Source organism: Enterococcus sp. DIV1315a (assembly GCF_051712325.1).
GTDB classification, from domain to species: domain Bacteria; phylum Bacillota; class Bacilli; order Lactobacillales; family Enterococcaceae; genus Enterococcus; species Enterococcus faecalis.
The window spans coordinates 1,497,766-1,522,919 of sequence record NZ_JBIOOS010000001.1 but is presented as its reverse complement, the minus strand read 5'-3'; the positions used below and the strand labels follow the sequence as shown (position 1 = coordinate 1,522,919).

Sequence of the window (25,154 nt, the reverse complement as noted above, 5' to 3'; positions counted from 1 at the left end):
AGGGAAAGGAGCGGTCGTTTAACGGGAAAGATTAGGGAAGATAAAGCAATACTTTTGTTGGGAAAAGAAATAAAAGGAAACTGGGGAAGGAGTTAATCGTTTGATGAAGGGAAATAAAATTTTATACATTTTAGGTACAGGCATCTTTGTTGGAAGTTCATGTCTATTTTCTTCACTTTTTGTAGCAGCAGAAGAACAAGTTTATTCAGAAAGTGAAGTTTCAACAGTTTTATCGAAGTTGGAAAAGGAGGCAATTTCTGAGGCAGCTGCTGAACAATATACGGTTGTAGATCGAAAAGAAGATGCGTGGGGGATGAAGCATCTTAAGTTAGAAAAGCAAACGGAAGGCGTTACTGTTGATTCAGATAATGTGATTATTCATTTAGATAAAAACGGTGCAGTAACAAGTGTTACAGGAAATCCAGTTGATCAAGTAGTGAAAATTCAATCGGTTGATGCAATCGGTGAAGAAGGAGTTAAAAAAATTATTGCTTCTGATAATCCGGAAAATAAAGATCTTGTCTTTTTAGCTATTGACAAACGTGTAAATAATGAAGGGCAATTATTTTATAAAGTCAGAGTAACTTCTTCACCAACTGGTGACCCCGTATCATTGGTTTATAAAGTGAACGCTACAGATGGAACAATTATGGAAAAACAAGATTTAACGGAACATGTCGGTAGTGAAGTAACGTTAAAAAACTCTTTTCAAGTAACGTTTAATGTACCAGTTGAAAAAAGCAATACGGGAATTACTTTACACGGAACGGATAACACAGGGGTTTACCATGCAGTAGTTGATGGCAAAAATAATTATTCTATTATTCAAGCACCATCACTAGTAGCATTAAATCAGAATGCTGTTGACGCCTATACGCATGGAAAATTTGTGAAAACATATTATGAAGATCATTTCCAACGACACAGTATTGATGATCGAGGGATGCCCATCTTGTCAGTTGTTGATGAACAACATCCAGATGCTTATGACAATGCTTTTTGGGATGGAAAAGCAATGCGTTATGGTGAAACAAGTACACCAACAGGAAAAACGTATGCTTCCTCTTTAGATGTAGTTGGTCATGAAATGACACATGGTGTGACGGAACATACTGCCGGTTTAGAATATTTAGGACAATCAGGTGCCTTGAATGAATCTTATTCTGATTTGATGGGTTATATTATTTCGGGTGCATCTAATCCAGAAATTGGTGCGGATACTCAGAGTGTTGACCGAAAAACAGGTATTCGAAATTTACAAACGCCAAGTAAACACGGACAACCAGAAACCATGGCTCAATACGACGATCGAGCACGGTATAAAGGAACGCCTTATTATGATCAAGGCGGTGTTCATTATAATAGTGGAATTATAAATCGGATTGGTTACACCATTATCCAGAACTTAGGCATTGAAAAAGCACAGACTATTTTCTACAGCTCGTTAGTAAATTACTTAACACCTAAAGCACAATTCAGTGATGCTCGTGATGCGATGCTTGCTGCTGCAAAAGTTCAATATGGCGATGAAGCAGCTTCAGTGGTGTCAGCAGCCTTTAACTCTGCTGGAATCGGAGCTAAAGAAGACATTCAGGTAAACCAACCAAGTGAATCTGTTCTAGTCAATGAATAAAAAAAATTCCCCAATTAAATAAAAATGGATAAGGAGTGGCATAATCTTATGAAAAAGTTCTCCATACGAAAAATTAGTGCTGGTTTTTTGTTTCTGATTTTAGTAACTTTGATCGCCGGTTTTAGCTTGTCTGCAAATGCAGAAGAGTATATCGTTCCTGCCGAAAGTCATTCACGACAAAAAAGATCGTTACTGGACCCTGAAGACAGAAGACAAGAAGTGGCAGATACAACCGAAGCGCCTTTTGCGTCAATCGGAAGAATCATTTCCCCTGCCAGTAAACCAGGCTATATTTCTTTAGGAACAGGCTTTGTTGTTGGAACTAATACAATTGTCACCAATAATCATGTGGCTGAAAGTTTTAAGAATGCCAAAGTATTAAATCCGAATGCCAAAGATGATGCTTGGTTTTATCCAGGTCGAGATGGCAGTGCGACACCATTTGGCAAATTCAAAGTGATTGATGTAGCTTTTTCCCCGAATGCGGATATTGCGGTCGTGACTGTTGGCAAACAAAACGATCGTCCAGATGGCCCAGAGTTGGGAGAAATTTTAACGCCATTTGTTTTGAAAAAGTTTGAATCTTCAGATACCCATGTCACAATATCAGGCTATCCAGGTGAGAAAAACCACACACAATGGTCTCATGAAAATGATTTGTTTACATCTAACTTTACAGACTTAGAAAATCCATTACTATTTTATGATATCGATACAACAGGTGGTCAATCTGGTTCACCAATCTATAATGCTCAGTTTGAAGTAGTTGGTGTTCATTCCAATGGTGGGATTAAGCAAACAGGAAACCATGGTCAAAGACTAAATGAAGTGAATTATAACTTTATTGTCAATCGAGTGAATGAAGAAGAAAATAAACGTTTATCCGCTGTGCCAGCAGCGTAAAGAACCATAAAAATACTCGGAATTTCCAGAATCACGGGAAATCTCGAGTATTTTTGTTTTTTAAGATAGTGTAAGTTACGATAAAAGTACCTTGTAATTATCGGTTAAAAGCATATAATAGTGCTGAAAAGAAGGCAAATAATCCGATTAAGTTAGTATTTCTAAACCATCATAACTCGTAATGATTTCATGCTTTTGAGATAAAGCCGCCATCTCCGCATAAGACAAGCCGCCATTGTGAGAAAAATGGTTGGCAACGTAAATCGTTTTATCTGTGACGAGTTTTCTTTCTTTTAATTCTGCAATTAATTTTAAATTTTTTTCCCAATTCATATGACTATTGCCAGTTTCGTTTGTTTGACTAGTACAATCTAAAGAAACAATACTAAGAAGTAAATGGCTCTTTTCAAGATATTCAAACATTTCTGACGTAAAGTAACCTGTATCATGGGTGGATAAAAAAGCATCTTTACCATCGTCTATAACGAAAATAAAACAATCTTCACTGAAATTTCCATGTTGTGCAGGAAGGGGATAAATCGTATAGTTCGCAATAGTAAAACATTTGTAGGGCTGAATAACCTGATAATGTAATCGGGTATCGTCTTGACGACCTTCTAAATCAAAGGCGCGCTGATAAAACGTCTTAACTGCTTCATTTCCGTAAACAGTTAAACGATTGGGAATATCTAATGCATAACCAGACATTCGATAAGCCAAATCCTCGCCGTAAAAATGATCGGAATGCCAATGAGAGATTAGTAAAGAGTCAAAGTCTGCAAAACACAAGTCGTACTGCAACAGGTGTAAATAAGAATCCCCTGGAAAATCAATCAGCAGGACATCATCAATAATTAATTGAGTTTGTGTACGAATTTCTCGTCCTTTTTTCTCTCGAGCGTACTTACATAATTTACAATTACAAAAAATTCCTGGAATCCGTTCTGCTGCACCCGTACCTAAATAGTTGATTTTCATTGGGAGTACCTAACCTTTCTTTGACATTCTTCATACTTAGTAGATAACGCTGAACCTTAAAGTAAATGGGCATGGAAACTGAAACATTTGTTGTGTCCATCTTACCTTTTTTAGAGAAGAATTGAAATGGAATTTCTTAAGTAAATATGCGTAAAATAGAAAAAGCTAGACGCCTTTTTTAATAAGCTGAATTTGTTGTGAATGTTCATGCTATTTCCGAGAAAAAGTTTTACCAAAGGCACTTTCATATCCATCTGCTATTAGTTATAGAAAAATAACAAGATGGACATAGCTTATTAGAGCAAAAATAACTACGCTATTGATAAAGAGTGAGGCGTGTTTTGAACAGGTTGCGTGGGCAAATGAATTTGAATAAAAGGGATGACAAAAGATGACTATTGAAAAATTAGAATATTTTTATACCATTGCAAAATATAATAGTATTTCCAAAGCAGCCTCTGAACTTCATGTTAGTAAATCAACCTTAAGTGCGTCATTAAAAGATTTGGAAAGTGAATTGGGCCATTTACTTTTTGATCGTAACGGTAATTCTTTGACGTTAAATTCTTATGGTGATAAAATCGTCCAATCTGTATATATCATTTTAAACGAGGCTAAGAAAATGAAACTTAATTTGCATGAAATGATTGAGAATCCAGTGATGCGTTTAGGTTTTGGAAATACGTCCTTGATGTATAAAGTGACAGAAAATGAGGATCAACTGAATCGTTTTTGGGAATGTTACCATGGTTCATCGTTTGAGTTATTGAATAAATTGGAGAATCATGAGTTGGATTTTGTGATTACTTCTGCAGATGTGAATAGTCCAGTTTTAAAGAAAGAACAATTAATTGAACTAAAAATGTATCTTTGTGTTTCAAGAGAAATTAAACAAGAAATTGAGGAAGAAGGCTTCAGCTGTTTGACCAACTATCCATTTCTATTTTTGCCTCATCACTTAGATCATTTAGAAGCTACCAAGAGTGTGCTAGAAATGTTGCAATTAACAAGTCCGCTTGTTTGTTGCTACGATACATTGATGCTTACTCGTCTCATTGAAAAAAGTAAAGGAGTTTATGCGGTAATCTCTCTTCGGAAAGAACAACTGCAGGAAATTGATTCTAAACTCTTCTTTTTACCGATTGAACGAAAACAAAAATTTTATTTATACCGAAATGTTTCCAGTTCGGTTTTTGTCCAACCTGGTCAAATCAAGGCAACTTTACAAAAGTTGCTAGAGACTTAGCCATTAAAATTACTTTGGAATAGTTACCAAAAATAGCTTTATTCGCTTAGATTTACTTCTGCTGCGGATAAGGCTATTTTTGTTGTTCATTGTTTAAAAGAGATGCTCAATTATGGGGCTGTTCGATATTTCTGAACAGAATGTTCAATTATTTAATAACTTAAGAATCGATAAATCGTATCTATTACGGTTCAATTTAAAGGGGTTCTGGTGTATAGTTTGGCTATCTAAAGATTTATTTTTTTAAGTATAAAATAACTAAATGGCAAGGAATATAAAGAACTGTTGATACGTGAGTACTTGCGATAACTGTGTCGTTAGAAGTTTAAGTGTCATTGTTGCTTTTCCTGTTTTATGTAGTTGCTAGAAAGGACTGTTTTTATGATCGATAGAAAAAAAGTTATTTTGTATACTTGTTGCATGAGTTTGTTTGTAGTGACCATGGATGTTACGGTTGTCAATGTGGCGTTACCATCCATTCAAAGTGATTTTCACACGAATCTGTCTACATTACAGTGGGTAACAGATGGCTACACTTTAATGGTAGCATCCTTATTATTGTTGTCTGGGTCTACAGCAGATCGAATTGGCCGTAAACGAGTCCTTCAATTGGGCTTAGCCTGTTTTGGTTTAGCGTCTTTCCTATGTGGGATTTCGCAAACCCCAGGGCAATTGATCGCGTTTCGCATGTTGCAAGGGATTGGTGGTTCTATGTTAAATCCGGTAGCAATGTCTATTATTACACAGGTATTTACCGAAAAGTTAGAAAGAGCGAAAGCAATTGGCTTGTGGGGCTCTGTTACAGGGATTTCCTTAGGCATGGGCCCGATTATTGGTGGACTGATTGTTTCTTATTTTAGCTGGCGGTATGTCTTTTTTGTAAATGTACCGATCATTGCTGCGGCAATCATCCTTACACAAAAGTTTGTACCTGAGTCAAAAGTAGAGAAGACGGTGAAAAATGATTTTGTTGGTCAAGCATTGATGATTCTTTTTCTATTTAGTTCTATCTATTCCATTATCGGACTACCTAGAAAAGGGCTTTTCGCGCCAGATATTTTAAGTACTGGGATAATCGGCTGCTTAGCCATTGTTATTTTCTTTATTTATGAATATAACATTGACAATCCGTTAATCAACCCGCGTTTCTTTTTATCTATTCCATTTACATCGGCTTCTTTTTTAGCTATTTTTGGCTTTATCATATATAACGGCTATTTATTTTTAAACACGCTATATTTGCAAGAGATGAGAGGCTTCAGCCCGTTGCAAGCTGGCTTATCAACCATTCCTTTGGCTTTTGTTAGTTTTCTTGTTGCACCGAGAGCCGGCGAAATGGTAGGGAGAATAGGGACGAAACGTCCTATTATGCTTTGTGGTATTTCAATGTTGGCTGTTAGCTTTTTACAATTATTTGTAACTAAAACAACGCCTATGATTATTTTATTTATTATTTATATCTTTTTAGGCATTGGGTTTGGGATGTTAAATTCACCGATTACCATTACAGCGATTGAAGGAATGCCACTTTCTCAGTCAGGAACTGCAGCAGCCATTGCGGTGACATGTAAGCAAATTGGCAATTCTTTAGGGGTGGCGCTACCAAGTCTTTTAATTACAAAGCCTATTACTAGTTCGCTTACTCGAACACCTTTTACAAACGTATGGCTTTTATTTGGATGTTGCGCCATTGCGATTATCTTTTTAAGTTATTTATCCAATTCTCCGCTAGCGAAAAAGTCATTGCGCAGAGTTAGGTTTTATTTTTAACAAATCAAGATTTTTTTGAAGGGAAAGGAAGACAAACTTAGATGAAAAAAATAAATAACCGATTAGGACTCTTTTTATTTTTTGTTTTACTCTTTTGGGCAAAAACGATTCTGGCGTATTACCTAGATTTCTCATTGGGTGTTAAGGGCAGTCTCCAGCGAGAAATTTTATGGTTCAATCCAGTTGCTACTACGCTGTTATTATTTGGTTTTAGTTTGTATTTTAAAAAGCATAAAACATTTATGCTTAGCTTAACTCTTTTAAATGTTTTAAATACATTAATTTTATATTTGAATATTATTTTTTATCGTGAATTCACTGACTTTATTACCATCCAATCTGTTTTTGGCTTTTCAAAAGTTTCAGAAGGAATTTCTGGTGATTTACTTGCCTTAATGAGGGTCCACGATGTCTTTTATTGGCTAGATACTTTAGTGCTGCTCGTTTTGGTATTTTACTCTTTTAAACAGCGACGGAATCATCAAGTCTTTGTGACCAAACCTATCAACAGAAGATTGGCGATCTCAATTAGTTGTTTAAGTGTCTTGCTCTTTTCGGTTAACTTATTTTTAAGCGAAACCGATCGTCCTCAATTGCTTCAAAGAATTTTTGACCGTAATTATATTGTAAAATATCTTGGCTTGGATGCATTCACAGCCATCGATGGTGTCAAAACAGCCATGTCAAATGAGGTAAGAGCAGAAGCTAGTTCAAACGAATTACCTGAAATCATGAAATTTACCAAGCAAAACAATTTACCGCTTAATCCACAGTATGCCGGAATTGCCAAAGGAAAAAATGTATTTGTGATTCATTTAGAAAGTTTTCAACAATTTTTGATTAATATGAAAGTCCAAGGCCAAGAGGTTACACCGTTTTTAAATCAGCTCTATCAAAACAAAGCGACAATCAGTTTTGATAATTTCTTTCATGAAGTAGGGCAAGGAAAAACGAGTGATGCGGAGAACATGTTAGAAACAGGAACATTCGGGCTCCCGCAAGGCTCTCTTTTTACACAATTAGGATCAGACAATACTTTCGAAGCGGCTCCCGCTGTTTTAGGACAAAAAGGCTATACAACCGCTGTTTTCCATGGAAATGTGGGGAGTTTTTGGAATCGAGACCATGTGTATAAAAACTTAGGATATCAATACTTTTTTGATCGGTCATATTTTTCAAAAGATGACAAAATGCTAGGTTACGGTATTTTAGATAAACAATTGTTGCGTGAATCAGCTAGTGAGCTTGAGCATTTACAGCAACCATTCTATGCGAAGTTTTTAACTGTGACCAACCATACCCCTTATTATACGGATGACCAAAACTTCCCGTTTCCTAAATTGAACACAGGCAATTCGATTGTGGATGATTATGTTCGAACAGCGCACTATTTGGATCAATCGCTAGAACAATTTTTCCATTACTTGCAAACAACAAGTTTATACAATCATTCTATTTTTGTTATTTATGGTGATCACTTCGGTATTTCAGATGCGAACAACAAGGACTTATGTAAAGCCTTCAACCGCGATCCAAAAACGTGGACAAACTATGACAATGCGCAATTGCAAAGAGTACCTTTGATGTTTTACACGCCAGGCTATACGCAAGGGAAAATCAAGCACGAATATGGTGGGGAAATTGACGTTTTACCGACACTGTACCATCTTTTAGGTGTCGATGATAAAAATTATATCCATTTTGGCACGGACCTTTTATCTCCTCAATATAAACAAGTGGTTCCTTTTAGAAATGGCGATTTTGTAACGCCTCAATTTTCTTATCTAGGTGGGGAAATCTACAATAATCAAGGGAAAAAATTAGACCAAGTTCCAGCAGATTTAAAAGCAGAAGTCACGAAAGATAACGATTGGGTGAAAAAATCGTTAAGTTTATCTGACAAATTAAATCAGGAAAACCTTTTACGTTTTTATAAACCACAAGGATTCCAAGAAGTGCAACCAAAGGACTACAACTATGATGTGGCTTTTGAAAAAAACAAAGTCTTAGAAGTAGAAAAACAAAAAAATGCACAATCAACTAGCTTGTTTAGTCAAAATGGCAATCAAACGACAGTCCAAAATTATCCGACTACGCCATAGATCATTTAAGAAGGATAACTTTTGGAAGGGAAAGAGAATCATATATGAAGTGAAAGAGGTCAGAACAGAGTCGTTTATTTTCGAAGCAATTGGTTCTGTTTCCGCCATTTATCAGGTTTTGAGCCTGGAACAAAAATCCAAAGTGATTTTTGTCCCAGGCTTTTTCGCTCTTTTATTGAGTAAGAAGTCAGTTTAGAATTTATATTAAGTTTCGCTGTACATTTTAAAATTACCATCAACAGAAAATACAACAGGCGAATTTTTAGATAAAAAAATTAGTAAAACAAGTATTAAATAAATAGTATTTTTGAGGATAAAGTAAGAGAAATGTTGTTTTTTTAATAGTTGTTAACGGAAAACAAAATTATTTTATAGCCATAAAATATATTTTTATTATAATTATATTATAAAATAATGAGCATATGATTTGCAGATAAGTTTTTCAGGGCCTATTCTGAATAGGAACTTAGCTATAAAAATAAAAGAGGAGAGTGGTTTTGATGAGAAAAAATCAGAAGATTGTGCCAATTGTGACAGCTTCAGACGAAAATTATGCTCCTTATTTGAATGTAATGATGACAACTGTTTTAGAAAATTGTCATGCGGAGAGACCTGTTCATTTTTATGTGATTGATGATGGGCTGTCGCTATCTAGCAAAAAAGCACTCCGAGAAACGGTTAGTAGTAACTCACAAAATGCAACTGTTGAATTTCTAACAGCAGACAAAGAAGTCTATCAAAATTTTTTAGTGAGTGATCATATTACAACGACCGCATACTTACGCATTTCTTTACCGTCACTTTTACAAAAATATAGCTATAAAAAGGTTCTTTATTTAGATGCAGATACGCTTGTTTTAGATGATATTGTCCAGTTGTATGATACGCCATTAGTGAACCAAACGATTGGTGCGGTTATTGATCCTGGTCAAGCATATGCCTTGAAACGTTTGGGCATCGATTCCTCCGATTATTATTTTAATTCAGGAGTTATGATTATTGATATTGACCGATGGAACGAGAAAGCAATCACTCAAAAAACAATTCAGTATCTAGAAGAAAATGGGGACCGCATAGTTTATCATGATCAAGATGCTTTAAACGCTGTTCTTTATGAAGATTGGCTAGCTTTAGAACCAAGATGGAATATGCAGACGTCTTTAGTTTTTAATCGTCATGAAGCGCCTAATGAGGCTTACCAAAAATTATATGCAGCGGGAAATCAAGAGCCAGCGATTATTCATTTTACTGGTCACGATAAACCCTGGAATACGTTAGAAAATCATCCTTATACAGCTCTTTATCTAAACAAGTTAAAGAAAGTAGGTGCAAGAAATGGAAAATAGAAAAGAATTAGCGATTGTCTCCTGTTGCAATACCAACTTTGTACCGCATCTTGCTGCTATGTTTGTTTCAATTTTAGAAAATAGTCCTTCAGCGGCAGCTGTTCATTTTTATGTGATTGATGACAATATCAATTTTGAAAGCAAGCAACTACTGTATTTTACGATTAAACATACCCAAATCAATGCAGAGTTAACATTTTTAAAAATCAACCCCCATTTTTTCAAAAATGTTGTAACCAGTGAACGAATTCCCAAAACAGCTTACTACAGGATTGCTATTCCAGAGCTGTTTAGAGGAAGCCAGATCGAACGGCTGTTGTATATGGATTGTGACATGATTGCCTTAGATGATGTCGCAAAATTATGGACAGTTGATTTAGGTGAAAATATCATCGCCGCTGTTGAAGATGCAGGGTTCCATCAACGTTTGGAAAAAATGGCGATTCCTGCAGAATCTATGTGTTATTTTAACTCAGGCTTGTTGCTAATCGATGTTAAAAAATGGTTGAATTTAGATGTAACCACTAAAGTCTTAAGATTTATTGAAGAAAATCCAGATAAATTACGTTTCCATGATCAAGATGCATTGAATGCGGTTTTACACGACCGTTGGACCCTGTTGCATCCTAAGTGGAACGCCCAAGGTTATATTCTGTCAAAAGCGAAAAAACATCCAACTATTTATGGAGAAAAACAATATGAAGAAACGAGAAGAGCACCATCCATTATCCACTTTACTGGCCATGTCAAACCTTGGACGAAAGAATTTCAGTGGTATACCAAGCGTTATTATGATCAATATGCGAATAGGACGGCCTTTCGTTGTGTCAACACATTCAATCAATATTTATCTTATACGAAAATTAGCAGAAGGATTGAATATGCTCAATAATGAATATTGTCATGGATTTCGTAAAATCAGTTACTTGTTAGTTGTTGTCAGAACCAAACAATAGAAACGAAGAAGTCGGGATCGAACTGTTTTTCAGATTTTGAGTATGAGACAAAAATCTAAAGTGATTTTTGTCTCATACTCTTTTTTGTCTATTTAAAATAAAGCCAGCAACTGGTATCATATTTAAGGATGGTTTTTTATAAAAAAATGATTTCTTTAGGAAAAAAATATTACAATAAAGAAAAATAAAAACATGTAAACGTTATCATTTCAAGGTTATAGCGGTATGAAGATATTTATTAATACTTTTTATTGACAAAATAAAAAAAACCACCGTACTATTGGTTTGTGGTTATAACCAGTTAGGGTAAAGGAGAAAGTTATGGAAAATGCCTTTAAAAACAAAGCTTTGTATCATCAACTTGTTGATTTGCTGCAGGAACGAATCGAAACATGCATGATTCCTCATGACAAGTTGCCCTCTGAACGTGAATTGACTGCACAATATGGAGTGAGTCGGACGACGGTCCGGTTAGCGCTACAAGAACTAGAAAATAGAGGTTCCATCTATCGTCGTCATGGCAAAGGAACGTTTGTTTCAGATATAAAAAAAGAGGCCGCTGATTTAGCTGGCGCATATAGTTTTACAGAACAAATGAAAGGGCTGGGTCGAAAACCACATACCCGTATATTATCCTTCGAAAAATTGGAAGCGGATAAATTTATTTGTCAGCATTTGAATCTTTCGTTAGGAGAGGCTGTTTTTAAATTAAGTCGGTTGCGGATTGCTGATAACGAGCCATTAATGGTTGAAGACACATACTTGCCTGTGAAATTTTTCTTATCACTCACGGATCAATTACTACGTAGCAAACCATTATATGATCTATTTTCGGAAGATTTTAAGCAAACCGTTCGTTTAGCTGATGAAGAATTATACGCTAGCATTGCTTCAAAAGAAGATGCCAAATTATTGATGATTCCAGAAGGAGCGCCAGTCCTTCATTTAGCACGCCAGACATATAACATGAAAAATGAAATTATTGAATTTACGTTGAGTGTGGCGCGAGCAGATCAATTTCATTATCAGATACGCCATATTCGGAATAGTTAGGAGAGTTAAGTATGTTTACAGCAGAAAAAGAAGAACTAGAACAACTAGGAGCGGAAATCACGACACGTGAAATTCGTCAGCAACCTGAGCTTTGGCAAGAAACCGTGACACTTTATCATGAAAATCAAACAGCTTTGGAAAACTTTTTAAAAGAAGTCCAAGCCAAAGCGCAAGGAAAACGCACAAGAGTAATTTTTACAGGAGCAGGGACTTCGCAATATGTCGGTGATACGGTTGTACCTTATCTCCGAGCACACGGCGACACACAACCCTTTTCATTCGAAAGTATTGGGACAACGGATATTGTGGCCAAACCAGAAGATTATCTGATTAAAGACGAACCAACATTGTTAGTTTCGTTTGCAAGAAGTGGAAATAGTCCTGAAAGTTTAGCGGCAGTTGAAGTAGCTAATCAAGTGGTTGAAACAATTCATCATTTAGCGATTACTTGTGCCGAAGAAGGACAACTGGCACAAATAAGCCAAAAAGAAGAAAACAGCTTTTTATTCTTAATGCCAACACGTTCCAATGATGGTGGTTTTGCGATGACTGGTAGCTTTTCTTGCATGACTTTGGGTACATTACTACTCTTTGATCAAACAGCCTTTGAGCAAAAACAAGATTATGTAACCGCTCTAATTAAATTAGGTGAAGAAGTGCTATCCCGTGAAGAAGAATTAAATGAAATTGTTAACCTTGATTTTGAACGCATTGTTTATGTTGGTTCTGGAAGTTTAGCTGGTTTGACAAGAGAAGCGCAATTAAAAATCTTAGAACTAACAGCCGGCAAAGTTGCCACAATTTTTGACTCTTCTATGGGCTTCCGTCATGGACCAAAATCATTTATTAATGAAAAAACAATAATGTTTGGTTTTGTTAATAATACACCATACACAAGAGATTACGACTTGGATATCTTAGAAGAAGTTCACGGTGACGAAATTGCGGCGGGTGTTTTTGCGATTGCTCAACCTGGCAAACGTAATTTCTCAGGTTCAACTATTGAATATTCCGCAGAAACTGCTCTATTACCTGATGGCTATTTAGCATTAGCAGATATCATGGTAGCCCAAACAGTCGCACTTTTAACATCTATTAAAGTTGGAAATAAACCGGATACCCCTTCACCGACAGGTACAGTGAATCGTGTGGTTAAAGGCGTAACGATTTATGACTATAAATAATACAACATTTGGAGGAGGAACTATGCTTACGTTAACAGCTGGAAAAAAAGCGGCAATGGATCGTTTGTCAACCCAAGAAGGAATCATTAGCGCATTAGCCATTGATCAACGAGGTGCCTTGAAAAAAATGATCAAAGCGCTAGATGTAGAGCCAACTGATGCACAAATTGAAACGTTTAAAGAATTAGTCTCGAAAGAATTGACACCTTATGCGTCTGCCATTTTATTGGATCCAGAATATGGATTGCCTGCTGCAAAAGCACGCGATACCGAGGCTGGATTGTTACTCGCTTATGAAAAAACGGGCTATGATGCAACAACTCCGGGACGATTGCCTGATTTACTAGCAGATTGGTCTGTTTTACGCTTGAAAGAAGAAGGCGCAGATGCGATTAAATTTTTACTATACTATGATGTGGATGAGGATCCAGAAATCAATCATCAAAAACATGTATTCATTGAACGCTTAGGAAGTGAATGTGCAGAAGAAGACCTACCATTTTACTTAGAATTAGTTTCTTACGATGCACAAATAGCAGATGCGACTTCTTTAGAATATGCAAAAGTTAAACCGCATAAAGTGAATGAAATGATGAAAGAATTTTCTAAACCCCAATATAAAGTAGATGTATTGAAAGTGGAAGTTCCAGTTAATATGAATTTTATAGAAGGTTTTGCGCCGGCTGAAACAGCGTATACAAAAGAGGAAGCGGCGAATTATTTCTTAGAACAAAGTCAAGCCACTGATTTACCATTTATCTTTTTAAGTGCCGGTGTCTCAACAGAGCTATTCCAAGAAACACTACGTTTCGCTAAAGAAGCTGGTTCAACATTTAATGGTGTTTTATGTGGCCGTGCTACGTGGAAAAATGGCGTGAAACCTTTCGTTGAAGCAGGAGAAACTGCGGCTTGTGATTGGTTAAAAACAGAAGGCCGAGAAAACATTGAAAGTTTAAATGAAGTCATCGCAGCAACCGCCAGCTCTTGGCATGCGAAAGTTCAAGTAAACGAAGGGTAATTGGGAGGCATAGCTGTGATAGTAACAGTAACAATGAATCCGTCAATTGACATCTCCTACCTATTAGATCATCTAAAGCTTGATACCGTTAATCGGACCAGTCAGGTGACCAAAACCCCTGGTGGCAAAGGACTAAATGTCACTCGCGTTATTCATGATTTAGGTGGAGATGTTATCGCTACCGGCATTCTTGGTGGTTTTCATGGGGCGTTTATTGCAAACGAGTTAAAGAAAGCAAACATCCCCCAAGCATTTACGTCAATCAAAGAAGAAACGCGTGATTCGATTGCGATTTTGCACGAAGGGAATCAAACTGAAATTTTAGAAGCTGGACCGACTGTTTCCCCAGAAGAAATCAGTAACTTCCTTGAAAATTTCGATCAATTAATTAAGCAAGCAGAAATTGTCACAATTTCTGGCAGTTTAGCGAAAGGATTACCATCAAATTTTTATCAAGAATTAGTTCAAAAAGCTCACGCACAAGAGGTTAAAGTACTACTAGATACTTCTGGAGATAGTTTAAGGCAAGTTCTTCAAGGACCATGGAAACCGTATTTAATTAAACCTAACTTAGAGGAACTAGAAGGATTACTAGGACAAGATTTTTCAGAAAATCCATTAGCAGCTGTGCAAACAGCTTTAACAAAACCAATGTTTGCTGGAATTGAATGGATTGTCGTATCTTTAGGAAAAGATGGTGCAATTGCCAAACATCACGATCAATTCTATCGTGTAAAAATTCCAACGATTCACGCTAAAAATCCTGTTGGTTCAGGAGATGCAACCATTGCTGGTCTTGCCTATGGACTAGTCAAGGATGCACCAGCTGCCGAACTGCTAAAATGGGGCATGGCGGCTGGAATGGCTAATGCCCAAGAAAGAACGACTGGGCATGTAGACGTAGAGAACGTGAAGAAACATCTTATGAACATCCAAGTAGTTGAAATTGCTAAATAAAGAGCTTTCTTTATTTAGCAATTATCCAGCAATTGAAAGCGTTTACTAGAAAGGGTGGCAATGTGGACAGATTTGAAATTAAAGAGGAGTTTCTTTTAAATGGTCAACCATTTAAAATTTTATCGGGCGCCATTCATTATTTTCGTGTAGATCCCTCAGATTGGTATCATTCACTTTATAACTTGAAAGCTTTAGGCTTCAATACAGTTGAGACCTATGTGCCATGGAATTTACATGAACCGCAAAAAGGAACATTTCATTTTGAGGGAATATTAGATTTGGAGCGCTTTTTAAAATTAGCACAAGAACTTGGACTATATGCGATTGTGCGGCCGTCTCCTTATATTTGTGCAGAATGGGAGTTTGGTGGTTTTCCAGCTTGGCTATTAAATGAACCAGGACGGATGCGTTCGAATAATCCAACCTATCTGAAGCATGTTGCGGAATATTATGATGTTTTAATGGAAAAAATTGTTCCGCATCAACTTGCTAACGGTGGCAATATTTTAATGATTCAAATCGAAAACGAATATGGTTCATTTGGCGAAGAAAAAGCGTATTTACGGGCGATTCGTGATTTGATGATTGCACGTGGCGTGACAGCACCATTTTTTACTTCTGACGGGCCATGGCGCGCAACATTGCGGGCAGGCAGCATGATTGAAGATGATATTTTAGTAACTGGGAATTTTGGCTCAAAAGCCAAAGAAAATTTCGGTATGATGCAAGCCTTTTTTGAAGAACATGGTAAAAAATGGCCGTTAATGTGTATGGAATTTTGGGATGGCTGGTTTAATCGTTGGAAAGAGCCAATTATTAAACGAGATCCACAAGAATTGGCTGAATCAGTTAGAGAAGCATTAGCATTAGGCAGTATCAACTTATATATGTTTCATGGCGGCACCAATTTTGGGTTTATGAATGGCTGCTCCGCACGAGGAACCATTGATTTACCACAAATCACTTCCTATGATTATGATGCGCCACTTGATGAACAAGGGAACCCAACCGAAAAGTATTTTGCGTTACAAAAAATGCTTCACGAAGAGTACCCTGCGTTACCACAAGCTGAACCATTAGTAAAAGATTCTTTTGCGCAAACAGCAATTCCTTTAACAAACAAAGTGAGTTTGTTTGCGACTTTAGAAACGATTAGTCAGCCAGTGGTCAGCGTTTATCCGCAAACCATGGAACAATTAGGACAAAATACCGGCTATCTTCTTTACCGAACAAGCATTGAAAAAGATGCTGCAGAAGAAAAGCTAAGAGTGATTGACGGTCGTGATCGTCTGCAATTATTTGTCAATCAGGTACATCAAGCAACGCAATATCAAACGGAAATTGGCGAAGATATTTACGTTACACTGCCGCAAGAGAATAATCAAATCGATGTTTTAATAGAAAATATGGGTCGTGTCAATTACGGGCATAAACTATTTGCAGATACTCAGAAAAAAGGGATTCGAACGGGTGTCATGGCAGATTTACATTTTATGACGCAATGGCAACAATATTGTTTACCTATGACAAGCTGTGAACAGGTAGACTATTCAAGAGAATGGCAACCTGATCAACCAAGCTTTTACCAGTATCATATGGAGTTAGCAGAAGTGAAAGATACATTTATTGATGTTTCTAAATTCGGCAAAGGAATTGTTTTTGTTAACCAAACCAATCTTGGTCGTTTCTGGAATGTTGGTCCGACGCTTTCCTTATATATTCCCAAAGGATTATTAAAAGAAGGGCAAAATGAGATCGTCATTTTTGAAACGGAAGGAACGTACCAACCAGAAATTCAGTTAGTAAAAGAACCACTATATAAAGAAATGAAAGAGGGATTACAATGAGTATTATTGGCGTAAGAATTGATGGACGTTTGATTCATGGACAAGTGGCAAATTTATGGGCGACAAAATTGAATATTTCCAGAATTATGGTCGTTGATGATGAGGTTGCAGGGAATGCCATTGAAAAAAGTGGCTTAAAATTAGCAACACCAGCTGGCGTGAAACTAAGCGTGTTACCAGTTGAAAAAGCTGCTCAAAATATTTTAGCAGGAAAATACGACTCACAACGTTTACTAATTGTGGTACGGAAACCAGATCGTTTATTAAAACTAGTAGAACTTGGGGTGCCGATTAAAGAAATCAATGTTGGGAACATGTCACAAACAAACGAAACACGGTCTATTACTAAGTCAATCAATGTGGTCGATCAAGATATTGAGGTTTTTAAAGAGTTAAATGCTAAAGGTGTCCATCTGATTGCTCAAATGGTGCCAAGTGACAAAGCGGAAGACTTTATGAGTTTGATAACAAAATAGGAGGGAACAAAAAATGAATATCTTATGGTGGCAGATCTTATTATTAACATTATACGCAGGATACCAAATTTTAGATGAATTACAAATTTATTCTTCATTAAGTGCGCCAGTGTTTGCAGGTCTTTTTGCAGGATTAGTGATGGGGGATATTAAAGCAGGACTTATTATTGGTGGAAGTATGCAATTAACTGTATTAGGAGTTGGGACTTTCGGGGGTGCCTCCAAAATTGATGCTAACTCAGGCACGATTCTTGCCACAGCATTTTCTGTGTCTTTAGGAATGAACCCTGAACAAGCAATCGCTGCTATTGCAGTACCAGTTGCTAGTTTAATGATTCAATTAGACATTTTGGCTCGTTTTGCGAATACCTACTTTGCACATCGGATTGATAAAATGGTCGAAGATATGAACTACAAAGGAATTGAACGTAACTTCTTAATGGGTGCCTTACCTTGGTCTCTTTCTCGAATGATTCCAGTCTTCTTAGCACTTGCTTTTGGTGGTGGTTTAGTACAAAAAGTTGTATCTGTCCTAAATGGCGATTTGAAATGGTTAGGTGATGGCTTGTCTGTTGCTGGGGCGGTCTTACCAGCGGTCGGTTTTGCAATTTTACTACGTTACTTACCAGTGAAAAAACATTTCCCTTATTTAATTCTTGGTTTTACTGTAACTGCTTTACTAGGAACAATCTTTACAAACATGCAACTTTTAGGAACATCTGTTGCGAGCGTTGTGAAAGACTTCAGTGGTGTATTTAACGCACTACCAATGTTAGCAGTCGCTTTAATTGGTTTCGCTTTAGCCGCAATTAGCTACAAAAATGGTCAAATGATTCCGAGTGGGCCAGCAGCCAAAAAAGAACATGCAGCGAATGATTCAGACGAAGGAGAGATTGAAGATGACGAAATCTAATTATAAATTGACGAAAGAAGATTTTAAACAAATTAATCGCAGAAGCTTGTTTACTTTCCAATTAGGTTGGAACTACGAAAGAATGCAAGGATCAGGTTACTTGTATACGATTTTGCCGCAATTGCGTAAAATTTATGGGGATGATACGCCTGAATTAAAAGAAGTAATGAAAACACACACGCAATTTTTCAATACTTCAAACTTCTTTAATACAATTATTACAGGGATCGATTTGGCCATTGAAGAAAAAGAAGGCATTGCTGGAAAACAAACAGTTTCAGGTTTGAAAACTGGTTTAATGGGACCGTTTGCAGCAATTGGGGATTCAATTTTCGCAGCTTTAATTCCAACTATTTTTGGGGCGCTAGCTGCCAACATGGCGATTAATGGTAACCCAACTGGTATCTTTATCTGGATTGTTGCTCAAATTGCCGTGATGGTCTTCCGTTGGAAACAATTGGAATTTGCGTATCGCGAAGGAATTTCTTTGGTAACAACTATGCAACACCGCTTAACTGCCTTAACAGACGCTGCAACTTTACTAGGGGTCTTCATGGTTGGCGCTTTAGTGGCAACGATGGTTAATGTCAAACTATCATGGGCACCAAGTATTGGGGATGTAACACTTAACATGCAAAATAACTTGGATATGATTTTACCACGTCTACTTCCTGCAGGAATTGTCGGTGGCGTTTATTGGATGCTAGGTAAAAAGAATATGACGTCTACTAAAGCCATTTTTATCGTATTAATTGTCTGTGTCGCATTGTCTGCGTTAGGTGTTATTTCAAAATAAGTAAGACAGGAGAAAATCGATGAGTGAACATTTAGTTTTAGTAAGTCATGGCCGTTTTTGCGAGGAATTGAAAAAAAGTGCGGAGATGATTATGGGACCGCAAGAAACAATTTCCACTGTTGCTTTATTACCAGAAGAAGGTGAAGCTGACTTTTTAGAAAAATTTGAAGCGATTACGGAATCGCTAGAAGATTTTGTTGTCTTTGCTGATCTACTAGGGGGGACACCTTGTAATATTTTATCCAAAAAAATTATGCAAGGTGCTTCGTTTGACTTATATACTGGGATGAATTTACCGATGGTTATCAGCTATGTAAATGCAAGTTTATTAGCGATCGAAGGTGACTATGTTAAGGAATCAGCAGAAAGTATTGTGAAAGTCAACGAATTGCTGCTAAATGTTGCAGTAGATGATGAGGATGAATAATTCTGACTTGTCGTCGTAAGCTATTACAGTTTTTAAGAGAATGATTTAGAGATGGACGTTCCAAAAATAAAAGAATTTATTTTTGGAACGCCCCTTTAATTGTTAATAATGAAAGCGTGTTCAAAAATGTTAGGGGGCTGATTTATCAGATGAAACATGGAAAAATAAAACGATTTAGTACATTGACACTATTGGCAAGCGCAACGATTTTAGTACCATTAAGTACGTCTGCAGAAGAAACAACAAACAGCAGCACTGAAACAAGCTCATCAATGGTGGAACCTACCGCAACAGAAGAAAAATTGTGGCAATCTGATTTTCCAGGAGGGAAAACTGGTGAGTGGCAAGATGTGATTGGTAAAACAAATCGAGAATTAGCGGGAGAGTCATTGGCGATTTCACGAGATGCAGCAGCAGGTAATAATGCCGTATCTTTAAATTTAGATTCCCCTAAATTAGCTGATGGTGAAGTAGAAACAAAGTTTAAATACACTGCTGGAAGCGGTCGAACGGGTGTGATTATACGTGGTAATACCAAAGATAGCTGGGTTTTTGTAGGCTATAACGCGAATGGCAAATGGTTAGTTGAAAGCCCTAATTCGTGGAATGATTCAATTTCTGGGCCAACGTTAAATGAAGATACGAATTATTTGTTGAAAGTACGTTATGTTGGTGAAAAAATTACTATCTGGCTTAACACCACGTTGATTTACGAAGGAGAACCTGTTTTGGCCAATGGAGACAAAATTCCAACAGAAGCCGGACATGTGGGTGTCCGTTTGTGGTACGACAAAAAAATTGTCAATTATGACTATTTTAAAAATGGCCCCGTAGATAGCATTCCAGAAATTGTGCCAGAAGTGACACAAATTGCGCCAGTCAAAGTTTTTACAAAAATTGGTGTCGCACCAAAATTACCGAAACAAGTAAAAGTGACCTATAATACTGGTAAAGAAGCCAATGAAGCAGTCCGTTGGAATGAAATCGATCCTGATGCATATAAAGAACCAGGAACTTTTGAAGTCGACGGTACTTTGGAAAATACAAACATCAAAGCAAAAGCCAGCATTGTTGTTGCTAAAGACAATGAAGCTGAAAAAGGCGACAAAATCTCTTCCGCAGATTTAACAGCCGTGGTTGATCCACAATTTCCACGAATTATTCGCTACGAAGACCCTCAGAGTAATCAAGTGATTTTTAATGGCCAACACGAGAAAATTGACCAAGTAATGATTGATGGCAAAGCATATAAAGCAACTGCTGAAAAACAGAAGAGTGAAGCAAATCAAGCCGTTTATAACGTAGCTGTCCCAGAAATTGGTTTGCGTTTCACAACGACATTGACTGTTTCCGAAGGCCAAGAATTAGCTATGAAACTCTCAGATATTCGTGAAGAAGGAACCAAAATACACACAATTTCAATTCCAAATCAAGGCTTGATTTCTGTCAATAGTACAGATGAAGGGGCGACTTTTGCTGGCGTTGTGATGAATACTGGGACAAATGCAAATAACGGAAATAAAAATGGTGATACTATCCAAGATTTAACTACAACAAGCCAAGAAGAAACGAAAAAATATATGTATGGTTTCTTAAATACGGCGAATTATGCTGCAAGTTTTTGGACGAACGCCTATGGAGACGGCTCTGTCGATGGTAGTGACAACAATCGAATCCATAAACAAACAAAAGAAGCGGCGACTGGTTTTGTAACAACCTTGTCAAGTGGGGCATGGACCTATCGACCATTTGATGCACCGGAAGATTACACAACTGGAGAAACGCCAGAAGTGAAAGTTAAATTCTCAAAAGATAGCAACGACGACAATCGGGTGGATTGGCAAGATGCGGCAATTGGGTTCCGTTCAATTATGAATAACCCAATGGGTGCGGAAAAAGTCCCTGAATTAGTCAACCAACGGATTCCTTTTAACTTTGCTAGTCAGGCGACAAACCCATTCTTAGTGACGTTAGACGAATCAAAACGTATTTACAATTTAACAGATGGATTAGGACAAATGAATTTACTAAAAGGGTATCAAAATGAAGGACATGATTCTGCGCATCCAGATTACGGTGCTATTGGTCAGCGACCTGGTGGGGAACAAGCGTTGAATCAATTAATTGATGAAGGACATAAATTAAATGCCGTTTTCGGTGTGCATATTAATGACACCGAGTCTTACCCAGAAGCAAAAGGATTTAATGAGGAATTAGTTGATCCAACGAAGCGTGGCTGGGATTGGTTAGATCCGTCTTATTTTATTAAACAAAGACCCGATACATTGAGTGGTCGTCGCTATGAGCGCTTTAAAGAATTAAAACAAAAAGCACCGAATCTAGATTATATTTATGTTGATGTTTGGGGCAACCAAGGCGAATCAGGTTGGGCAAGTCGTCAACTAAGTAAAGAAATTAATTCACTCGGTTGGTTTACAACCAATGAATTTCCGAATGCTTTAGAGTATGACTCGGTTTGGAACCATTGGTCTGCAGAAAAAGATTACGGCGGTACAACAACGAAAGGCTTTAACAGTACAATCGTTCGTTTTATTCGGAATCATCAAAAAGACACTTGGATTATTTCCGACAACCCTTTGTTAGGTGGAGCTGAATTTGAAGCCTATGAAGGTTGGGTGGGTAAAACCAATTTTAATACCTATCGCCAAAAAACTTTTGCCATTAATGTCCCAACTAAGTTCTTACAACATTACCAAATTACAAACTGGGAAACTACAACAGCAGCAGATGGTCAAATCTATGGCACAATTAAATTAGCGAACGGTGCTGAAAAAGTGACCGTTACTCAAGCAGATGCTAATTCGCCAAGAAGCATTACGTTAAATGAGACAGAAGTTCTAAAAGGTGATGCGTATCTACTGCCTTGGAATGTCAATGGTCAAGACAAACTATATCACTGGAATCCAAAAGGCGGTACCAGCACTTGGTCATTGGATAAGAAAATGCAAGGAAAAACGAATTTACATTTATATGAATTAACAGATCAAGGGCGTATTGACAAAGGCGCAATTGCCACTACAAATAACCAAGTGACCATCCAAGCCGAGGCTAATACACCGTATGTCATTGCTGAACCTGACAGTATTGAACCGATGACATTTGGAACAGGAACACCATTTAAAGATCCTGGATTTAATGAAGCCAATACCTTAAAAAATAACTGGAAAGTTTTCCGAGGTGATGGAGAGGTTAAAAAAGATGCCAATGGTGATTATGTCTTTAGTTCAGAAAAAGAAAGAACCGAAATCAAACAAGATATCAATCTTCCTAAACCAGGAAAATATAGTTTGTATCTAAACACAGAAACACATGATCGTAAAGCCACAGTAACTGTTAAAATTGGTGGTAAGAAATATACGCGGACAGTGAATAATTCGGTTGCCCAAAACTACATTCAGGCAGATATTAACCATACAAGCAGGAAAAATCCGCAGTATATGCAAAATATGCGAATTGATTTTGAAATCCCAGATAATGCCAAAAAAGGCTCGGTGACATTAGCGGTTGATAAAGGCAATTCCGTTACAAAATTTGATGATTTACGAATTGTTGAGCGTCAAACGGATATCATGAACCCAGACAAACAAACAGTTATTAAGCAAGATTTTGAAGACACACAAGCAGTTGGGTTATATCCGTTTGTTAAAGGCTCAGCTGGTGGTGTAGAAGATCCACGGATTCATTTATCAGAAAGAAATGAACCTTACACACAATATGGTTGGAATGGAAACCTTGTTTCAGATGTATTAGAAGGCAACTGGTCCTTGAAAGCCCATAAACAAGGAGCAGGATTGATGCTTCAAACAATTCCGCAAAATATTAAATTTGAACCGAACAAGAAATATACGGTCCAATTTGATTATCAAACTGATGGTGAAAATGTCTTTACTGCTGGGACCATTAATGGGGAGTTGAAAAATAACAATGACTTTAAGCCAGTCGGTGAGTTAACTTCGACAGCAGCAGATGGTCAAACCAAGCATTATGAAGCAGAAATAATTGGGGATGCTTCAGGAAACACTACGTTTGGTATTTTTACAACAGGTGCCGATAAAGATTTCATTATGGATAACTTTACGGTCACAGTGGAATCAAAAAAATAAATTTAGTCTATCTAAGCAACTTGGTCTACAAGTTAAACGTACTTGTAGCCCAAGTTGCTTCTTTTATGAAAAGAAGCAAGGTCTAGTGCCTCATTTTTATACTGCAGAATAAACCGACACATTTTTTAAAGTGTCAGGCTTCTTTGTGTATTTCATCAAGAACGAATGGACAAACTTGCCTTTTGCCACAAATCGTTTACAATTACAATGATAGGCATAATTTATTTAGAGGTGAAGTGATTGAAGAAATACAATGTTGATTGGAATTACTGGGTTGTCCGCTTTTTATTTGTAATGGCGCTGATTGTTGGCTATTTATTAATCACGAATTATCAGCACTTTGTCCATAGTGTTTCGGGTTTATTAGGCATCTTATCCCCATTCATTACTGGGTTTGTGATTGCTTATTTATTGAGTGGAAGTCAGAAAAAAATCGAGGGATTACTAGAAAGAGTTCCTTTACCAGTCGTTAAAAAAGCGAAACACGGCTTGAGCGTACTCCTTTTGTACCTGATTATTTTGTTTATTTTTGTTTTGACATTAAACTATATCGTTCCGCTACTCATTAGTAATTTAGTAGATTTAGCAAACTCTTTACCCACTTTTTATGATCACATGGTTCAGTTTGTAATGAGTTTAGAAGATAAAGGGATTTTAAAAACAGCCGCGATTGAAAAATATTTAAATAGTGTCCTTAAAGATTTGTCGCCAGAACGTTTTTTAAATCAATGGACACAAGCGTTGTTTTCATTAGGAACGTTGACTAAAAATGTTTCATCATTCTTTTTAAATGCATTTTTGACGTTGATTATCTCAATATATGCGCTGGTATTTAAGCAATCTATTTTGACATTTGTTGAAAAGGCTGCCCACAAATTGCTGTCTGAAAAAGTGTACAAGCAAACACAAACTTGGTTAAATACAACGAATAAAATTTTCTATAAATTTATCAGCTGCCAATTTCTTGATGCTTGTATAATTGGCGTTTCATCAACGATTTTGTTAAGTATTTTGAATGTGAAATTTGCTGTGACTTTGGGGATTTTATTAGGTATTTGTAATATGATTCCTTATTTTGGTTCGATTTTTGCGTCAATTGTTGCTGGTGTGATTACGCTTTTCACAGGTGGTGTTACTCAAGCAATTACGGTGTTACTAGTTTTATTAATTTTACAACAAATTGACGGCAATATTATTGGTCCTCGAATTATGGGAGATGCCCTAAATGTCAATCCGATTTTAATTATTGTTTCAATCACGATTGGGGGAGCGTACTTCGGCGTCTTAGGGATGTTTTTAGCAGTTCCTGTTGCTGCAATCATTAAAATTATTGTCTCGGAGTGGCTAAATGAATCAAAAGAAAATGATAAGATTGTAGATTCTATTGAATCCTAAAGTAAAACTTTTCGTCGCGCGTTGACGAAA

General features: G+C 36.9%; 19 protein-coding genes. 18 read left to right on the top strand and 1 reads right to left on the bottom strand.

Annotated features, from left to right (window positions below; all coding sequences use genetic code 11):
- The first annotated feature begins 100 nt into the window (after nt 1-100).
- Together gelE and sprE are read left to right on the top strand one after the other, a co-directional pair.
- Nucleotides 101-1,633, top strand: a complete 1,533-nt coding sequence (gene gelE / locus IGJ03_RS07350; RefSeq protein ID WP_353973655.1) for a gelatinase GelE — start codon at nt 101-103, stop codon at nt 1,631-1,633.
- Between the two features lie 48 nt (nt 1,634-1,681).
- Entirely contained in the window at nt 1,682-2,536 is an 855-nt protein-coding gene (sprE, locus tag IGJ03_RS07345; RefSeq protein ID WP_002364098.1) for a serine proteinase SprE, read from the top strand.
- A 147-nt stretch (nt 2,537-2,683) separates the two neighbouring features.
- On the opposite strand, the gene IGJ03_RS07340 is transcribed toward sprE, so the two are convergent.
- On the bottom strand, nt 2,684-3,514 hold the full coding sequence (locus tag IGJ03_RS07340; protein WP_192385991.1) for an MBL fold metallo-hydrolase: 831 nt from the start codon (nt 3,512-3,514) through the stop codon (nt 2,684-2,686).
- A 391-nt stretch (nt 3,515-3,905) separates the two neighbouring features.
- Between IGJ03_RS07340 and IGJ03_RS07335 the strand changes: the two genes are divergently transcribed.
- From IGJ03_RS07335 to IGJ03_RS07260, 16 genes are all read left to right on the top strand, one after another.
- Complete coding sequence (locus IGJ03_RS07335) at nt 3,906-4,760, top strand: LysR family transcriptional regulator (protein ID WP_002361978.1); 855 nt, start codon at nt 3,906-3,908, stop codon at nt 4,758-4,760.
- A 381-nt stretch (nt 4,761-5,141) separates the two neighbouring features.
- Entirely contained in the window at nt 5,142-6,530 is a 1,389-nt protein-coding gene (locus IGJ03_RS07330) for an MFS transporter (protein ID WP_429861440.1), read from the top strand.
- 41 nt (nt 6,531-6,571) lie between these two features.
- The gene (locus tag IGJ03_RS07325; RefSeq protein ID WP_375804632.1) at nt 6,572-8,632 is read left to right on the top strand and encodes an LTA synthase family protein; all 2,061 of its coding nucleotides are present in this window, start codon (nt 6,572-6,574) and stop codon (nt 8,630-8,632) included.
- Nucleotides 8,633-9,132: 500 nt separating this feature from the next.
- A complete protein-coding gene (locus IGJ03_RS07320) occupies nt 9,133-9,978 on the top strand; it encodes a glycosyltransferase family 8 protein (RefSeq protein ID WP_025186637.1) in 846 nt (281 codons plus the stop codon).
- Nucleotides 9,968-10,870, top strand: coding sequence for a glycosyltransferase family 8 protein (locus tag IGJ03_RS07315; protein ID WP_002382420.1), 903 nt, complete (start codon nt 9,968-9,970; stop codon nt 10,868-10,870). Before IGJ03_RS07320 ends, IGJ03_RS07315 begins: the two co-directional genes overlap by 11 nt.
- A gap of 385 nt (nt 10,871-11,255) precedes the next feature.
- Entirely contained in the window at nt 11,256-11,987 is a 732-nt protein-coding gene (locus IGJ03_RS07310) for a GntR family transcriptional regulator (RefSeq protein ID WP_002360115.1), read from the top strand.
- Nucleotides 11,988-11,998: 11 nt separating this feature from the next.
- The gene (agaS, locus tag IGJ03_RS07305) at nt 11,999-13,171 is read left to right on the top strand and encodes an SIS domain-containing protein (RefSeq protein WP_174090976.1); all 1,173 of its coding nucleotides are present in this window, start codon (nt 11,999-12,001) and stop codon (nt 13,169-13,171) included.
- A 22-nt stretch (nt 13,172-13,193) separates the two neighbouring features.
- Nucleotides 13,194-14,189 carry a tagatose-bisphosphate aldolase gene (gene lacD / locus IGJ03_RS07300; protein WP_163326348.1) on the top strand — a complete coding sequence of 332 codons (996 nt, stop codon included), beginning with the start codon at nt 13,194-13,196 and terminating at the stop codon, nt 14,187-14,189.
- A gap of 15 nt (nt 14,190-14,204) precedes the next feature.
- Nucleotides 14,205-15,146, top strand: a complete 942-nt coding sequence (locus IGJ03_RS07295) for a hexose kinase (protein WP_429861441.1) — start codon at nt 14,205-14,207, stop codon at nt 15,144-15,146.
- A 32-nt stretch (nt 15,147-15,178) separates the two neighbouring features.
- The gene (locus IGJ03_RS07290; RefSeq protein ID WP_173951232.1) at nt 15,179-16,993 is read left to right on the top strand and encodes a glycoside hydrolase family 35 protein; all 1,815 of its coding nucleotides are present in this window, start codon (nt 15,179-15,181) and stop codon (nt 16,991-16,993) included.
- Nucleotides 16,990-17,469 carry a PTS system mannose/fructose/N-acetylgalactosamine-transporter subunit IIB gene (locus IGJ03_RS07285; protein WP_002361968.1) on the top strand — a complete coding sequence of 160 codons (480 nt, stop codon included), beginning with the start codon at nt 16,990-16,992 and terminating at the stop codon, nt 17,467-17,469. Before IGJ03_RS07290 ends, IGJ03_RS07285 begins: the two co-directional genes overlap by 4 nt.
- Nucleotides 17,470-17,482: 13 nt before the next feature.
- Nucleotides 17,483-18,382: a PTS mannose/fructose/sorbose/N-acetylgalactosamine transporter subunit IIC gene (locus IGJ03_RS07280; RefSeq protein WP_002357253.1), complete on the top strand. Its 900-nt coding sequence runs from the start codon at nt 17,483-17,485 to the stop codon at nt 18,380-18,382.
- Entirely contained in the window at nt 18,369-19,178 is an 810-nt protein-coding gene (locus tag IGJ03_RS07275; protein ID WP_002357254.1) for a PTS system mannose/fructose/sorbose family transporter subunit IID, read from the top strand. Before IGJ03_RS07280 ends, IGJ03_RS07275 begins: the two co-directional genes overlap by 14 nt.
- A 19-nt stretch (nt 19,179-19,197) precedes the next feature.
- Nucleotides 19,198-19,605, top strand: coding sequence for a PTS sugar transporter subunit IIA (locus IGJ03_RS07270; protein ID WP_002361967.1), 408 nt, complete (start codon nt 19,198-19,200; stop codon nt 19,603-19,605).
- Between the two features lie 149 nt (nt 19,606-19,754).
- A complete protein-coding gene (locus IGJ03_RS07265; protein ID WP_002386883.1) occupies nt 19,755-23,729 on the top strand; it encodes an endo-alpha-N-acetylgalactosaminidase family protein in 3,975 nt (1,324 codons plus the stop codon).
- A gap of 240 nt (nt 23,730-23,969) precedes the next feature.
- On the top strand, nt 23,970-25,124 hold the full coding sequence (locus IGJ03_RS07260; protein WP_002386882.1) for an AI-2E family transporter: 1,155 nt from the start codon (nt 23,970-23,972) through the stop codon (nt 25,122-25,124).
- Nucleotides 25,125-25,154: the final 30 nt, after the last annotated feature.